Below are 15,008 nucleotides of genomic sequence, written 5' to 3' on the forward strand. Positions count from 1 at the left end.
GATAGTTATTTATGATTTTACACAAATATAATTATTCCTTTTTTCTTTTCCCAATTATCTGAAGTATGAACGGATCATCCAGGCCATTTCTTCGTGGGTTTCCATCAATCCCGTAATGAAATCGCTGGTTCCGTAATCTTTGAATTCTTCGGCAAAAGGGGTGATGTTTCCTCGTAGAAATTCAATGATGCTTTCGTGGTCGCTCAAGAGGTCTTTCATATAGCCTAAACCATCGTTGGTTCTGTCGCTGTATTCTGTAAGATGGGTTAATTCAAGGTAAGCCTTCATTGTTGCTGGTGCAAAATGTCCGATTTTTCGCATACGTTCTGCAACACTGTCAATCAGTTCATCCAATTGTTTGTATTGCTCTTCGAAAAAAATGTGATTGGCGTGGAAATTATCTCCGGTGACGTTCCAGTGTGCGTTTCTTGTTTTGATATAAAGTACAGTTTCATCAGCTAAAAGTTTTGCCAATTGATCTGCAACAGCTTGTGTGTTTTTTTCTGTAATTCCGATTTTTGTTTTCATAATAGTGAGATTTAAGTTGTTCTTTTTTGATGATGTAAAGTTCGGATGGAATATTGTTGAATTGAGAGATTTTTCGGTGAACGGGCAAAATGAGTCGTTGAATTTGGTATTGAAAAAATATTTTATCTGGATTTGATTGAAAATATGATTTATTAAACTAGTTAAATGTGAAACAAATCTTACCTCCATAAATTTGTCATATCAAAATTAAACAATCAACAAAATGGAAAATAGAATATTAGGGCTGCACCATATCACAGCGATTGCAGACAACGCAAAAAGAAACTTAGATTTTTATACTCAGGTTTTAGGAGTAAGACTGGTAAAGAAAACCGTAAACTTTGACGATCCGGGAACCTACCATTTTTATTTCGGAAACGAAGAAGGAACTCCGGGAACGATCTTAACGTTCTTTCCTTGGGAAGGAATTGGTAAAGGAACCAACGGTTCAGGTTTGGCAACGCACATCGGATATTCTGTTCCAAAAGGAAGCCTAGAGTTTTGGAAAAACAGATTGCAGCAGTTTAATGTAAACGTTGAAGAAGGAGAAATTTTCGGTGAAAAACTGATTTCATTTCAAGACCCGGACGGTTTACAATTACAATTCATCGAATCTTCTACGCAAGATGACAGAAAAGTCTGGACAACCGATGATATCAAAGACGAAAATGCTTTGAAAGGTTTCCATAACATCACTTTAACCTTGAAAAAAGCTGATCCAACGATTAAAGTTTTAACGGATATTTTCGGATACGATTTACAAAAACAGGAAGGCGAAAGATACAGATTTGCAACCGATGCCATTGAAACTGCAAATCTTGTAGATATTATTGAAAACGATAAAATTCTGGCTGGAAGAAATGCGGGAGGAACCAACCACCACGTAGCTTTCAGAGTAAAAGATGACAATATTTTAATGGAATTCCGTGAAAAAGTAATGTCTGCAGGATTGAATATTACCCCAAAAATAGACAGAGATTATTTCTACTCATTGTATTTCCGTGAACCGGGCGGTGTTTTATTCGAAATCGCAACCGACAATCCAGGATTCACTGTAGATGAACCATTAAATGAATTGGGAAATAATTTAAAACTTCCAAAACAGCACGAACCTTTACGTTCAAAAATAGAAGAAGTGTTGCCGAAGTTATCATAGGTCATTCATTATCATTAATTAACAGAGTAATTTAGCAATAAACAATAAGCAATAATATTATGGAAACAACAAAAGTAGTTTTAGAAAACGCAAGAGGAGAAGTTCAGCTGTTCTCAGACGATAAAAAGGCAGGTAAAATGGATATTTCGGTGATTAAAGATAAATTAACTGTTTATCACACCGAGGTTGATGACGAATATGCAGGAAATGGTTTTGCGAAATTATTATTAAATCAATTGGTTTCTTATGCCAGAGAAAATGATTTGAAAATCGTTCCACTTTGTCCGTATGTTCACGCGCAATTCAAACGTCATCCGGAAGAATACAGCGATGTCTGGTTTAAAGAAGAAGCATAAAATCTGAAGAACAAACACTGAAAGCCATTAACAATCAACAAATACCATCAACTAAAATGTCACTCATCACAGGACTTCATCACGTTACCGCTATCACAGGCGATACACAGGAAAATATAGATTTTTACACCGGAGTTTTAGGACTTCGATTGGTAAAAACAACCGTTAACTTTGATTATTCTGAGGTTTATCATTTGTATTTCGGAGACGAATTCGGAACTCCGGGAACTATTATGACAACTTTCCCTTATGGAAAAGGCTTAATCAACGGAAGACACGGCAAAGGAATGCTAAATACGACTGCTTTCTCGGTTTCGATGGATGCTTTGGATTATTGGACGAACCGTTTGGAACAGTTTAATATTCCTTTTAAACAGCCTCAGCAAAGATTTTCGGGCGAAGTTTTTATTTATCTGGAAGATTTTGACGGATTGGGTTTGGAGCTGGTTTTCAATGAGAAGGATGATAGAAAAGGTTACAGCAATGGATTTATTCCGAAAGATTTTGCCCTCAAAGGAATTCACCACGTAGAAATCTGGCTTGATGCTTACGAAAGAACTGCAGCTTTGCTGACTACTCAAATGGATCATCAATTAATTGCAGAAAGTTCAGACCGATTCAGATTTGGAACTGAAGATAAACCGGGGAAATATGTCGATTTGCTATGCACACCGACTGCTCTGAAAGGTTTGGCGGGAAGAGGAACCGTTCATCACGTCGCTTTTGCCACTCCGAATGCGGAAACTCAGCTTGAAATGATTGAAAAATTAAACCAATTCGGGTTGGAACATACCGAAGTGAAAGACAGAAAATACTTCACCTCTGTATATTTCAAGGAGCCGGGCGGAGTTTTATTTGAAATCGCCACTTCAGGACCAGGTTTCGATGTGGATGAAGAATTGGCGTCTCTGGGGGAGCATTTGAGCCTGCCATCACAATTTGAAGAACAAAGAGAACATTTGGTTGAGGTTTTACCCCAATTTAATTATCCAACAGAAAAATACAGATAAAAATGAGTCATATTTTAGATATAAAAACAGGAGGAAAATCATTGAATGAAGCTGAAAAAGTTTTAATAATGATTCACGGAAGAGGCGGAAGTGCTCAGGATATTTTGAGCCTATCCCAACATTTGAATGTAGAAGGCTATGCATTACTGGCACCACAGGCTACGAACGGAACCTGGTATCCTTTTTCATTCATTGCACCAACAGAACAAAACGAACCTTGGTTGTCCTCAGCAATAGAGACTATAGGAAAAACGGTTCAAACTGCTTTGGATGCAGGAATAAAGGCTGAAAATATTTACTTTTTCGGATTTTCACAGGGTGCGTGTTTGACATTGGAATTTTTGGCAAGAAATGCCCGAAAATTTGGTGGGGCGGTTGCTATCATCGGCGGAGTTATTGGTGAAAAAATCAATCGTGAAAATTACAAGGGCGATTTTGCACATACTCCGATTTTCCTGGGAACGAGTAATCCTGATTTCCACGTTCCGGTGGAGAGAGTGTATGCAACCGCGAATATTTTGAAAGAAATGAATGCTGATGTTACCGAGAAAGTCTATGCCAACTTCGGACATTCAATCAATCAGGAGGAAATTGAATTGGCAAATTCTATTGTTTTTAAATGATTTATTCAAAGTAATTTTTAAAAATATTTTCTCGCAGATTTTTCTGATTTAGCAGATTTCACTGATCTGCTAAATCAGAAAAATCTGCGAGAATTTAAAATACTTTTAAACTCCAATAAAAATTAATCACATAATGAAAATCACAAGAATATTCAGCGACGAAAACGGCGACTCTCACTTCGAAGACGTAGAAATTCCATTAATCAATCAAGGCGAAATTGGATTTTTGTCAGAAGATATCAATGTCAAAAAATTGCAGTTCCGAAAAGTTTCTGCCGAGTATGATTACGATTTTCATCACGCTCCACAAAAGCAATATATTGTATTGTTGGATGGTGGCGTAGAAATTGAAACTTCATTAGGTGAAATCAGACAGTTTCAAACGGGAGAAATTCTTTTGGTAGAAGATATTTCCGGTAAAGGTCACAAAACCAAAAACCTCGAAAAGAAGGAAAGAACTTCACTTTTTATTCATTTATAAATTGTAAAAATGAAAACATTAAATTTTTTAGTGATTGGAAAAAATCAGGAAATTCTTGAAACTTTAAAAAGAATCATCGAAAATAACGACGGCTGGAAAGCGGAAATCCGAAGTGATGAAACTGTTTGCGGGGATTATATTAAAGAAAATCAGGTTGATATCGTTTTATTAAGTTCCGGTTTGGATGAGAAATTTGAAAATGACATCAAAGTTTTTTGTTCAGCTTTGGATAAAGATGTGAAAGTAATCGACCATTACGGTGGAGGAAGCGGGCTTCTGAAGAATGAAGTTTACACACTTTTTCCTAATTTGCAGCCGTAAAATAGATTTATGTTTCAAAATATCATCAAAAACATCTCGCGGTTTGTAACTTTAACTCCAGAAGAGGAAAAGATTTATGAAGATTTGCTCACACTTCAGAAGTTTCCGAAGAAAACGCATCTTCTGCGTGAAGGAGAGATTTGCCAGTTCGAAGGTTTTATAAAAGAAGGTTGTGTGCGGACGTATTATCTTGATGAAAATGGCTTTGAAGTGACGCTTCTGTTCGCTGTTGAAGACTGGTGGATTACCGATATTGATTCTTTTAATAACAAAACACCTTCGAAGATTTTTATCGAAACGCTGGAAGATACCGAAATCTATATGCTGACTTCGGAAACGAAAGAGGAATTGCTTTATAAAGTTCCGAAGTTTGAAAGAGCCTTCCGAATGATGATGCAGCGTTATGTGGTGACACTTCAAAACCGCTTGGTTAATACGATTTCGCAACCTGCAACAGACCGTTATCTGGAATTTATAAGAGTGTATCCTACAATTCCGCAGCGTGTAGCGCAGTATTATATTGCCTCTTATCTTGGGGTTTCTAAGGAATTTGTGAGTACAATCCGTAAGCGTCTTGCGAATAAAGGAAAATAATAGAACTTAAATGTCAAATATGAAAATATCTGGCATTTTTTTTTGCTCAAAGTCTATTTATTAAACTAGTTAAATGTGCAGGAGTTTTCATCAGTTTAAATTTGCTGTATTAAAACGAATAAATAACAACAGATATGGACAGAAAAGATTTTTTAAAGAAAGGATTATTGGGAACAGGAATGTTTGTCGCATCCGCTTCATTAGGCAATACAATGAAAAATGAGATTGACGAAATCGAACCGTTAGAACCAATCGGATATAATCATTTACCAAATACGGATTCAAAAATTAAAGATAATTCTGTTTTTCACAAAGCAGATTCCAGAGGGAAAGCCGACCACGGTTGGTTAGTCAGTAATCATACCTTCAGTTTTGCCAATTATCATAATCCGGAGAGAATGCATTTCGGAGTTTTAAGAGTTCTGAATGATGATAAAGTTGAGGCTGGAAGAGGTTTCGGAACACATCCACACGACAATATGGAAATCATCAGTATTCCGTTGGAAGGTGATTTGGAGCATAAAGACAGTATGGGAAATTCTGCGATTATCAGGAGTGGAGACATTCAGGTAATGAGTGCAGGAACCGGAATTATGCACAGCGAGTTCAATAAAAATAATGACAGTCTGGTAAAGTTTCTTCAAATCTGGGTTTATCCAAACAAAAGAAATGTAACACCAAGATATGACCAGATTACTTTAGACAAAATGAAAAGCCAGAATCAATTCCAGCAAATTCTTTCTCCAAATCCAGATGATGAAGGTGTTTGGATCCATCAGGACGCTTGGTTTCACTTAGGGAATTTTGAAAATAATATCGAAACCAATTATCAGATTAAGAAAAATGGAAATGGTGTTTATGCATTTATTCTAAAAGGAAGCGCAGAAATTGAAGGTCAAAAACTGGAAAAAAGAGACGGTTTCGGAATCTGGGATATTTCCGCTTTGAACATTAAATCGACTTCAGAAGATACAGAGATTTTGTTGATGGAAGTTCCGATGACGATGTGATAGAAAAAATTAAACAGTCACTTTTTTAGGAGTGAATATTTAAAAATATTTAGGCTTGGATTTTATTATCTGAGCCTATTTTTTTGTCTAAAATCAAATTGATTTTTCTAAGTGATTTGTATTTTAAATATATGATTATTAAATTTTTACAATTTAAAATGAGCATATATTACTTAGATTTTAGATGTTTTTTATAATACGATTAAAAATTAATTTCAACTTTTTTCATCAAAAATTAATTTATTAAACTAGTTAAATGTGTAGGCTTTCCAGCTGCCCTAAATTTGTCATATCAAAATCAAACAAATACTAAACAGGTTTTGAAAATCAAACTGACAATATAACAAAACAACATTAAAAAATTAAACATTATGAAAAAGTTAATCTTAACATTCGCAACAGTAGTATTATCGGTAACAGCATTTGCTCAAAAAGCGGGATCTACAATGCTAAACCCAACCAACCACGCTTTGGTTTTAATTGACCACGAAGGACAAATGGCATTCGCAACAAAAAGCATAAGTATGGAAGAATTGAGAAACAATGTAGCCTTGATTTCCGGAGGTTCAAAAATCTTCAATGTTCCTACAGTCGTTACTACGGTAGCAGAAAAGTCTTTCGCCGGACCTGTTTTTCCAGAAATTTCAGCAGTATATCCTGAAGCCACAAGTGGATATGTAGACAGAACAACGATGAACACGTCGGAAGATTTAAATGCTCACAAAGTGATTACAGGAAAAAATAAGAAAAAACTTGTTCTTGCTGGTCTGTGGACAAGCGTTTGTATCGTAGGCCCGGCTTTATCTGCCATTGATGAAGGATATGAAGTGTATGTGATTACAGATGCTTCGGGTGATATTTCTAAAGAAGCTCACGACCAGGCGGTTACAAGAATGGTTCAGGCTGGAGCGCATCCCATTACATCTGTACAATATGTTCTTGAACTACAGAGAGATTGGTCTAGAAAAGAGACTTACAAGCCAGTAAACGATTTAATGAAAAAATATGGTGGCGCTTACGGATTAGGAATTCAGTACGCTCAGGATATGCTTAAACACTAATCAATTTCAACAATGGCAGGTTGAAAACCGACCTGTCTTTTTTCTTCAAACCATTAAAAAGTAAATTATGAAACCACTACATAAAATTCTATTCTCAATCGCCTTAAGTGCAGGATTATTCAATGCACAAAAAGCAGATTTAATTGTAACTAACGGAAAAATAACAACAATGGATGACAAAAATCCGGAGGTTCAGGCGGTTGCAATTAAGGATAACAAAATTTTCCAAACCGGAACAACTGCTCAGATGTTGAAACTAAAAGATTCAAAAACAAAAATCATCGATGCTAAAGGCAACAGAGTGATTCCAGGATTATTTGACAGTCATTTGCACGTGATTCGTGGCGGAAGATTTTACAATACAGAGCTTCGTTGGGACGGTGTAAAAACGTTGAAAAGAGCTTTGGAAATGCTGAAAGAGCAGGCTCAGAGAACGCCGAAAGGTCAATGGGTAAGAGTAATAGGTGGTTGGAACGAATATCAGTTTGAAGAAAAAAGACTGCCTACTTTGGCAGAAATCAACGAAGCGACAGGTGACGTTCCGGCTTTCGTAATGTATCTGTACGGAAAAGCCTGGCTGAATAAAGCAGGTTTAAAAGAATTAAAGATCAATGGCGACACGCCAAACCCGACTCAGGGTTTAATCGAAAAAGACAACAATGGCGAACCGACCGGTTTATTGGTTGCAGAACCGAATGCATTTATCCTGTATTCAACTTTGGCTAAATTACCAGAATTGTCTGAGGCTGAAAAAGAGAATTCAACGCTTCAATATATGACTGAGCTTAATCGTCTTGGTGTGACAGCTGTGATGGATGCAGGTGGCGGTTTCCAGAATTTCCCTGACGATTACGGAACAACGGATACTTTGAATAAGCAGGGAAAAATTACGGTTCGATTACCTTATTATTTGTTTGCCCAGAAAAAAGGTTCTGAATTAGCAGATTACACCAAATGGACAGGAATGGTAGACATCGATGACCACGGGCATAACGACCACAACGGAATTGATTATCACGTAGAAGGTGGCGGCGAAAATCTGGTTTCAGATGGTGCTGATTTTGAAAATTTCCTTTTCCCAAGACCCGAATTACCTGTAACGATGGAGAAAAATATGAAAGAAGTCGTGAGTCTTTTGGTTAAAAAAAGATGGCCTTTCAGAATCCACGCAACGTATAATGAAAGCATCACAAGATTTTTAAATGTAATTGAGGAAGTAGATAAAGAAACATTTTTGAACGGACTGGTTTGGTTTTTCGACCACGCAGAAACGGTTTCTGAAGAAAATATGAAACGCATCAAAGCTTTAAACGGTGGGATTGCAGTGCAACACAGAATGGCTTACCAAGGCGAAAGTTTCATCCACCGTTATGGAAAAAAAGCAGCTTTGGCCTCTCCACCGGTAAAGAAAATGCTGGAAATGGGAATTCCTGTCGGATTGGGAACTGACGGAACGAGAGTCGCAAGTTATAATCCTTGGGTTGCTTTATACTGGATAACTTCAGGTAAAACTTTGGGTGGAACTCAGGTTATGGCAAAAGAAAATGTTTTGGACAGAAAAACAGCGTTGTCGCTTTCCACTTTTGGAGGATATGAATTGATAAAGGATTATGAAAAAGGAAAAATCAAAAAAGGATATTTCGCAGACCTTACGATTTTAGATAGAGATTATTTTAATATTAATGAAGAAGAAATTAAAGATATCACTTCAAAACTAACAGTTGTTGACGGAAAAGTGGTGTATGGTGACGAAACTTATAAAGATGTTGCTCCAACTTCGCTTCCTGTACTTCCTGAATGGTCTCCTGTAAAATACTACGGAGGATATCAGACAAAATAATCATTAATGAAAATACTAAACGCAAAGTTTTAATGAAGAACACATTAGATAAGAAGGCAAAGATTGGCGACAAAGTCGCTTATGAAGCAAGCTTTTTAAAATCAATGAAATTGATTCTTCTTTGCTCTCTTAATTCTTCTGTTTCACAATAAATCTTTGTTTTAAAATTTTCAAACAATACGAAATATTCGAAAAACTCAAACCTAAATCAATGAAAAAGTTAATTCTACTATTATTTATCGCTCAGATTTTTCTTTCGGCAAATATCTCCGCACAATTTAAACTGATGAGGTTTGATGAAAATTATGCAACTTATCAGGATTCAACAAAAACATTTTATAATTCATTAAAATATATTCCATTTTCCGAAAAAAGCAATGATAAATATTTATCCTTAGGCGGAGAAGCGAGAGCAGAGTTTGTAGAATTTAATAATGAAGACTGGGGAAGATTGGGAATCGGAAGCAATCCGTTTTTTATCCAGAGATATACGGTTCATGCGGATTTGCATCTAGGTTCAAGAGTGAGAGTTTTCGGACAGCTGAGAAGTGCATGGGAAAACGGAAGAAAGAATGGACCAAGGCCGATTGATGAAGACCATCTGAATGTTCAGAATCTTTTTGTTGATATCGATGCGGTGAAAAATGAAAAAGAAAAACTGACCGTTCGTGCCGGAAGACAAGAGCTAGATTATGGAAGCGGAAGATTGATTTCTGTAAGAGAAGGTCCCAACTTGAGACTTTATTTTGATGGACTGAAACTGATGTATCAACGAGGGAATTTCAAATCGGACGCGTTTATGATGATGGCAAGCGAAATCAATACGGGAGCGTTTGACAATAAATTTTCTAAATCAATTAATCTTTGGGGAAGTTACAATACTTTGATTCTTCCGAAAAGTGGGAATTTAGAATTTTATTATCTGGGAATTCACAGAAAAGAATCACGTTTTGAAGACGGAATAGGAGATGAGACAAGACATACTTTAGGCGGAAGATTTTACAGATACGGAGGCGGTTTTATTTACAATATTGAAGGCGCTTATCAGTTTGGAAACTTCAATAATAGTAAAATAAGTGCGTGGACAGCCTCTGCAGATATCGGATATCTATTCGAAAATGTGAAAGGAAAACCAACCATTAATTTTCGCAACGATTATATTTCGGGAGACAAAAATAAAAGTGACAGAAAATTAGGAACTTTCAACCCGCTTTATCCGAAAGGTGGTTACTTTGGATTCAATCCGCAAATCGGACCTGTAAATTTGATTGACATTCATCCTTATGCAACGGTGGATTTGAATAGCAAAATGACTATTCAGGCGGATGTGGTTTTCAACTGGAGATACTCTTTACAGGACGGTGTTTACAGACCAAGTGGTTCTCTGAATCTGACTTCAATGAATTCTAAAAAAAGATACATTGGGACAGCCTTTTTAGGAAGCTTTAATTATAAAATCAACAAATTTTTCACTTTCAATACAGGAATTCAATATTTCAAAACCGGTGAGTTCGTAGATGATATTATCGAAAATGACAAAAACGGACTTTTTATTAATTCTAGATTTGTATTTAAATTTTAATAAATCGATTTGAGAATTTGAGATGTGCTCATTTTAAAAATGAATTATAATAATTATCTCACATCAATGTCAGAATCCAACTCTACAGCTACCTTTGATAAACATTAAACAAAAATAAATTAACAAAATAACAATCAGCCAATAGCTATAAACAAAAAAATATGAAAAATACACTAAAAAATACCTTAAGCAAATCATTATTAATTGCGGGATTGGTTTTCTCCACTTTAACTTTTTCTCAAACTGCAACAGCCAATTCTTCTGCAACTCAGGCAAAAGTGGGAACATCAAAAAACTGGGGTTCTGTTGATGGAATTTCTATGATTGGGTTGGTTCAGGGACCTTCTTCTGCAGATGCTCAGTTACAGGTTGTCTGTGTTTTCGAATATACGGATAACGATATCCACAGTGCTCAGGCGTTACCAGCGAACCTTAACGGATTGGTACATCTTGACGAAGCGCTAAAAGGTGAATTTACAAAAATCAGACAGACAGGTTTATTTAACGGTCATTCTTTGGAAACAATATTGATTACGCCTCCGGCAGGTTCTATGTCAGCAAAAAAACTGTTATTAATTGGTTTAGGTGATCGCAATAATTTCACTCCGGAACTAATGACTTCAGTAGGGGAAGTTGCGGCTCGTGAAGCGATGAGATTAGGCGTCAGTAATTTTGCTTTTGCAAGCGATTTAAAAGACGCCGGAATTGATTCTCCAACAGCTTTGGTAGCAGGAAACGTAGTGAAAGGCATTGTGAATGCAAACCGGTCTGAAACATATTTGAAAGAACATCATCTTTCCAAAACTAAGAGATTGAAAAAAATATATCTGCTGGCTGGCCCGTCTTTCTTTGAGGTTGCAGGTGGCGGGATTCAAAGTGCGATTGCAGAAATGAAGAAATAGAATTTTAAAATAAACACTAAATGGCAACAACTTAAAGGATTGTTGCTATTGTTAGATATGGACTTAACAGAACTGCACGAAAATAATATAGTAGTAGATATAAATAATATTTAGAAGGTCTTAAAGTGCATTCAATAAAAATTAAAAGACTTTAATTTTTTTTAAGCGGAGCAACTAGGCCCACCAATTACCATAAATTTTGATTAATAGATCCTTAAATTTAAAGGTAATTATCTGTTAGGCTCTACAGAACAAGAAAATATTTTTGATTTTATAAAAATAATTGAGCAAAATCATTTTGTAAATCAATATTTTTACAAAAAACAACAAATGATTAAAAATAAGCATAATAGAAGATGAATTTGCAGTAAGAAAAAGATTATTTATGAAATGTTGAAGAAAAGGAAGCCTTAGAGCTATTGAAAATGATAAAACAACGGTAATACTTAATGTTCTGATAATTAATTAAGAAAATCAAAAACACAATAATGAAAAAACTAATAACAACAACTCTTTTATTATGCCTGCTTTTTGCAACACAATCCTGCGAAAAGAATACCGTTGAAAAACAACTCGCCAATCAGAAAATAAAAGAGAAACATCGGTAATAAAGAATAATTCAGGCATCCAGACCGTAAAGAATTTTTTGAATTGGTACAAAACCAATCAGAATATGCTTTATAAATTTCAAAGCATCAAAGGTGGCATTCTTTCAGAAAATGAAGATGCGGAAAACTATTATGTTGATTTCAAACAAGTGGATAAGGAGGTGAAATTCCTTTCAGATTCGAAATTATTTACTCAGAATTTTCTTAATCAATATCGTCAGAAATATGTTGAAGGCGATGAGCATTTCAAACAAGATCCAGAAAATGACGGTCCGTCTTTCGGATTTGATTATGATTATTTCTTTATGACCCAGGACGATTATGAATCTGATTTAAAGAATATTGATAAGGTTGAATTCAGTTCTATTTCTGAAAATGATTTCACCAGATTTGTGAAATTTCACCTGGATATTTGTGGAATGACTTACCAATATACACTCAAAAAGGAAGATGGTCATTGGAAAATCGACAAAATACAAAGTATATCCTAAGTTTTCTATTTACTACGAATCATAAATTGTCTCAAACGGATTGTAAATGGTTCTAATTTATATCAAGCGAGAGTTTTATGTTTGAACAAATATTTCATTTAAAATGAATAATTTACTTACAATTTTAATATTAATTCTGATTATTCAATCTTGTGAAAATAAGACTGAAAAAACGATTGAGAAATCACATCAGGAGAAAACTGAAAAAGAATGGACCAAAGAAGAAGTGAGAGAACTTACTGGAAGTTTGTATGCCAAATTTGATGATGACGATATCGATGAGGATTTCAACATTATAAAAAATAATGATGATATTGTGCAGAGTGTGCTTTCGGTTTCTTTATCATCGGAAAAGAAAGATGTTGAAATCAATCTGCTCAATAACAGTGTTTTGTATAATAACAATGAGTCCTATTATTACACATTTTTTAATGTTGACAACAAAAAAGTCTGCACAGTAACCATAGAATATGCCGAGCAAGAAACAATTCCCGCAATATCGGGCGAAAAGAAAAATTTAACTGAAAAAATTAAATACAGATTTAATAATCAGAATCGTAAAATCCAAGTGATTGGCTACGAATTATCTTATCAGAAAGCGTCAAAATTCATCACAAAATCTTTTAATTTCATCACAGGAAAATTCATTGTGACGAGAAAAGAAAATGGAAAGACATCCAATGAAAACGGCTGGGCAGAAGAGCTCGAAAATATCTATGTGGAAGATTGGACTTTTCCTTTTCTAAGAGACAAAATCTTTTGGTATGGCAATGGGGCAGAATGATTTAAACATTAATTATAATTTTATGAAATCAATCAGGAATATATTTTTCTTATTACTGTTAGCAATGTTGGGTTGCCAAAATGATAAGAAAGAAAATTTGAAAATCGAAAAATCGGTTGAGCGGAATTCCGAAGAAAACAAAATTGTACAATTGAAAGGTCATTATAATGCTGAGGAAGATATTTGGGAAAATCCTGACCCAGCTTTTGATAATCGTATCAGTTTTGATAAAAGACTTTATGCTACTTTCTACAAATTGGATCAAGAAGGAGAGATTCTTGGAGTTGGTTTAATCAATAAAAAAGGAAATGTAATTGCTCAACCTATTTACAGTAGTGTTACAATAGATTCATTACAGAATGATATTTTTCAAGTAGGCAATTCTCAAAATAAATATGGCTTAGTCAATAAAGAAGGTGTTGAAATTTCAAAGCCTCAATTTGATTTCATTTATCTGGGTAAAGATATGGATTCTTTGGAAACTGAATTAGGAATCATAAAGGTTTCTAAAAACGGAAAAAAAGGGTATATTAATAGAAAGGGAGAAGTTGTAATTCCTGCGCAGTATTATAATTTGTCTTTAATGGGAAAAAATTTAGTAATGTTTGAAAAAACTTTTCCAACCAACCAAGAAGGTTCAGTTTCTACAAGATGGGGAATTATGGACTTTAATCAAAAAGTGATAAAAGATGCAATATTTGGTTATCCTGATAAACTGAAAAATGGAAAAGTAACACTTGTAGTGGCAGGAAACACATATACAGATAAAGGAAACACATATGCAACACCAGGAGAAGCATATACTTTTTATGAAGATGGAAGAATGGAAAAACAATAATACGTAGTATATATCTTACTTAGGAATGATTTTATATTTAAATTGTTTAAAATATAACGAATTGTAATTCGCTCAACTTATATTTGAAAAAATAATATTATTAAAACGAGAATCATTAGCTTAATACAATGAAAAGAATACTATCAATATTTATTATTTTACCATTTGTTCTTTCCTGCAACGGACAAGAAAAATCTGGAGCAAAATCACTTGCTGATGGAGCTTTACAATTGGAAAATTTCGATTTCAACACCAATATTTCAACCCTTCTTTCCGAAAATACCAAAAGCAAAGAGTATAGTGGATATTATCAGGTGAAATCTGAAATGATTGAGGTTGATACTATTTCTGACGGTGAATTTATCGGAAGCGAAAAACCTGTAAGAGTTGAATATAGACAACGTAGTTTTTCTACTCGTGATGTTCTTGCCAATTTTGATGATTTTGAGTTCAATGCGATTAATTTTGTAACGAATATGGATGGGAAATTAATGCTCATCAATGCAGTTGCCGGAGAAACCAATAAAGATAAAACGGAAAATTTTGTTTCTAAACTCAACAAAAAATACGGAAACTCAAAGAAAACCAAAGGCGAATTTGTTGGACAAAATTTTGACATCTACACTTGGCAACTGAAAGACAGAATCATAAAGTATAACTTAGTTTTTGATGATGAAAAAAGCACTTTGAAGATTGGCGGAGACAAAAATCCCCATTACAAAGCGTATTTATTTATCATCAAAAAAGAATTTCAAAATGAGATTTTTGGAAAAGTGAGTTCGGGAGATTTTGTTTATTTGGAGTAAAATCTAAATGTACAAAC

The 15,008-nt window shown here is 34.7% G+C and carries 17 protein-coding genes; 16 read left to right on the forward strand and 1 reads right to left on the reverse strand.

All coding sequences use genetic code 11. From position 1 onward, the window contains the following. Positions 1-54: 54 nt before the first annotated feature. Positions 55-528, reverse strand: a complete 474-nt coding sequence (locus tag ACR1PN_RS00465; protein ID WP_433978395.1) for a Dps family protein — start codon at positions 526-528, stop codon at positions 55-57. A 223-nt stretch (positions 529-751) separates the two neighbouring features. Here ACR1PN_RS00465 and ACR1PN_RS00470 point away from each other — a divergent pair, with 223 nt between their 5' ends. From ACR1PN_RS00470 to ACR1PN_RS00545, 16 genes are all read left to right on the forward strand, one after another. Next, the gene (locus ACR1PN_RS00470) at positions 752-1,684 is read left to right on the forward strand and encodes a ring-cleaving dioxygenase (protein WP_378173557.1); all 933 of its coding nucleotides are present in this window, start codon (positions 752-754) and stop codon (positions 1,682-1,684) included. A gap of 59 nt (positions 1,685-1,743) precedes the next feature. After that, positions 1,744-2,040, forward strand: coding sequence for a GNAT family N-acetyltransferase (locus ACR1PN_RS00475; RefSeq protein ID WP_300230282.1), 297 nt, complete (start codon positions 1,744-1,746; stop codon positions 2,038-2,040). A 56-nt stretch (positions 2,041-2,096) separates the two neighbouring features. Beyond that, positions 2,097-3,050, forward strand: coding sequence for a ring-cleaving dioxygenase (locus tag ACR1PN_RS00480; RefSeq protein WP_433978396.1), 954 nt, complete (start codon positions 2,097-2,099; stop codon positions 3,048-3,050). Between the two features lie 2 nt (positions 3,051-3,052). Beyond that, on the forward strand, positions 3,053-3,673 hold the full coding sequence (locus ACR1PN_RS00485; RefSeq protein ID WP_433978397.1) for an alpha/beta hydrolase: 621 nt from the start codon (positions 3,053-3,055) through the stop codon (positions 3,671-3,673). Positions 3,674-3,806: 133 nt separating this feature from the next. Then, the gene (locus ACR1PN_RS00490) at positions 3,807-4,154 is read left to right on the forward strand and encodes a hypothetical protein (protein ID WP_433978398.1); all 348 of its coding nucleotides are present in this window, start codon (positions 3,807-3,809) and stop codon (positions 4,152-4,154) included. Between the two features lie 9 nt (positions 4,155-4,163). Continuing rightward, positions 4,164-4,475, forward strand: a complete 312-nt coding sequence (locus ACR1PN_RS00495) for a hypothetical protein (RefSeq protein WP_248876681.1) — start codon at positions 4,164-4,166, stop codon at positions 4,473-4,475. Positions 4,476-4,484: 9 nt separating this feature from the next. After that, positions 4,485-5,069, forward strand: coding sequence for a Crp/Fnr family transcriptional regulator (locus tag ACR1PN_RS00500; protein WP_433978399.1), 585 nt, complete (start codon positions 4,485-4,487; stop codon positions 5,067-5,069). Positions 5,070-5,203: 134 nt separating this feature from the next. Continuing rightward, positions 5,204-6,079 carry a pirin family protein gene (locus ACR1PN_RS00505; RefSeq protein ID WP_433978400.1) on the forward strand — a complete coding sequence of 292 codons (876 nt, stop codon included), beginning with the start codon at positions 5,204-5,206 and terminating at the stop codon, positions 6,077-6,079. A gap of 371 nt (positions 6,080-6,450) precedes the next feature. Continuing rightward, positions 6,451-7,140 (forward strand): isochorismatase family protein, encoded by a 690-nt coding sequence (locus ACR1PN_RS00510; protein ID WP_433978401.1) that lies wholly within the window; start codon positions 6,451-6,453, stop codon positions 7,138-7,140. A 67-nt stretch (positions 7,141-7,207) separates the two neighbouring features. Next, positions 7,208-8,980 carry an amidohydrolase gene (locus ACR1PN_RS00515; protein WP_433978402.1) on the forward strand — a complete coding sequence of 591 codons (1,773 nt, stop codon included), beginning with the start codon at positions 7,208-7,210 and terminating at the stop codon, positions 8,978-8,980. Between the two features lie 211 nt (positions 8,981-9,191). After that, positions 9,192-10,562 (forward strand): alginate export family protein, encoded by a 1,371-nt coding sequence (locus ACR1PN_RS00520; RefSeq protein ID WP_433978403.1) that lies wholly within the window; start codon positions 9,192-9,194, stop codon positions 10,560-10,562. A gap of 161 nt (positions 10,563-10,723) precedes the next feature. Then, entirely contained in the window at positions 10,724-11,464 is a 741-nt protein-coding gene (locus ACR1PN_RS00525) for a M17 family peptidase N-terminal domain-containing protein (protein WP_433978404.1), read from the forward strand. A gap of 673 nt (positions 11,465-12,137) precedes the next feature. Beyond that, positions 12,138-12,563: a DUF3828 domain-containing protein gene (locus tag ACR1PN_RS00530; protein ID WP_433978405.1), complete on the forward strand. Its 426-nt coding sequence runs from the start codon at positions 12,138-12,140 to the stop codon at positions 12,561-12,563. Between the two features lie 103 nt (positions 12,564-12,666). Beyond that, entirely contained in the window at positions 12,667-13,347 is a 681-nt protein-coding gene (locus tag ACR1PN_RS00535) for a hypothetical protein (protein WP_433978406.1), read from the forward strand. Positions 13,348-13,369: 22 nt separating this feature from the next. After that, complete coding sequence (locus ACR1PN_RS00540; protein WP_433978407.1) at positions 13,370-14,185, forward strand: WG repeat-containing protein; 816 nt, start codon at positions 13,370-13,372, stop codon at positions 14,183-14,185. A 128-nt stretch (positions 14,186-14,313) separates the two neighbouring features. Next, the gene (locus ACR1PN_RS00545; RefSeq protein WP_433978408.1) at positions 14,314-14,991 is read left to right on the forward strand and encodes a hypothetical protein; all 678 of its coding nucleotides are present in this window, start codon (positions 14,314-14,316) and stop codon (positions 14,989-14,991) included. Positions 14,992-15,008 lie beyond the last annotated feature (17 nt).

Origin of the sequence: Chryseobacterium sp. RLHN22, from assembly GCF_051011795.1 — a bacterium.
GTDB classification, from domain to species: domain Bacteria; phylum Bacteroidota; class Bacteroidia; order Flavobacteriales; family Weeksellaceae; genus Chryseobacterium; species Chryseobacterium zhengzhouense.

Bases quoted from the DNA above. Each gene is read 5' to 3' on its own strand.
- ACR1PN_RS00465 (WP_433978395.1), bottom strand. From the start codon at position 528: ATGAAAACAAAAATCGGAATTACAGAAAAAAACACACAAGCTGTTGCA.
- ACR1PN_RS00470 (WP_378173557.1), top strand. From the start codon at position 752: ATGGAAAATAGAATATTAGGGCTGCACCATATCACAGCGATTGCAGAC.
- ACR1PN_RS00475 (WP_300230282.1), top strand. From the start codon at position 1,744: ATGGAAACAACAAAAGTAGTTTTAGAAAACGCAAGAGGAGAAGTTCAG.
- ACR1PN_RS00480 (WP_433978396.1), top strand. From the start codon at position 2,097: ATGTCACTCATCACAGGACTTCATCACGTTACCGCTATCACAGGCGAT.
- ACR1PN_RS00485 (WP_433978397.1), top strand. From the start codon at position 3,053: ATGAGTCATATTTTAGATATAAAAACAGGAGGAAAATCATTGAATGAA.
- ACR1PN_RS00490 (WP_433978398.1), top strand. From the start codon at position 3,807: ATGAAAATCACAAGAATATTCAGCGACGAAAACGGCGACTCTCACTTC.
- ACR1PN_RS00495 (WP_248876681.1), top strand. From the start codon at position 4,164: ATGAAAACATTAAATTTTTTAGTGATTGGAAAAAATCAGGAAATTCTT.
- ACR1PN_RS00500 (WP_433978399.1), top strand. From the start codon at position 4,485: ATGTTTCAAAATATCATCAAAAACATCTCGCGGTTTGTAACTTTAACT.
- ACR1PN_RS00505 (WP_433978400.1), top strand. From the start codon at position 5,204: ATGGACAGAAAAGATTTTTTAAAGAAAGGATTATTGGGAACAGGAATG.
- ACR1PN_RS00510 (WP_433978401.1), top strand. From the start codon at position 6,451: ATGAAAAAGTTAATCTTAACATTCGCAACAGTAGTATTATCGGTAACA.
- ACR1PN_RS00515 (WP_433978402.1), top strand. From the start codon at position 7,208: ATGAAACCACTACATAAAATTCTATTCTCAATCGCCTTAAGTGCAGGA.
- ACR1PN_RS00520 (WP_433978403.1), top strand. From the start codon at position 9,192: ATGAAAAAGTTAATTCTACTATTATTTATCGCTCAGATTTTTCTTTCG.
- ACR1PN_RS00525 (WP_433978404.1), top strand. From the start codon at position 10,724: ATGAAAAATACACTAAAAAATACCTTAAGCAAATCATTATTAATTGCG.
- ACR1PN_RS00530 (WP_433978405.1), top strand. From the start codon at position 12,138: ATGCTTTATAAATTTCAAAGCATCAAAGGTGGCATTCTTTCAGAAAAT.
- ACR1PN_RS00535 (WP_433978406.1), top strand. From the start codon at position 12,667: ATGAATAATTTACTTACAATTTTAATATTAATTCTGATTATTCAATCT.
- ACR1PN_RS00540 (WP_433978407.1), top strand. From the start codon at position 13,370: ATGAAATCAATCAGGAATATATTTTTCTTATTACTGTTAGCAATGTTG.
- ACR1PN_RS00545 (WP_433978408.1), top strand. From the start codon at position 14,314: ATGAAAAGAATACTATCAATATTTATTATTTTACCATTTGTTCTTTCC.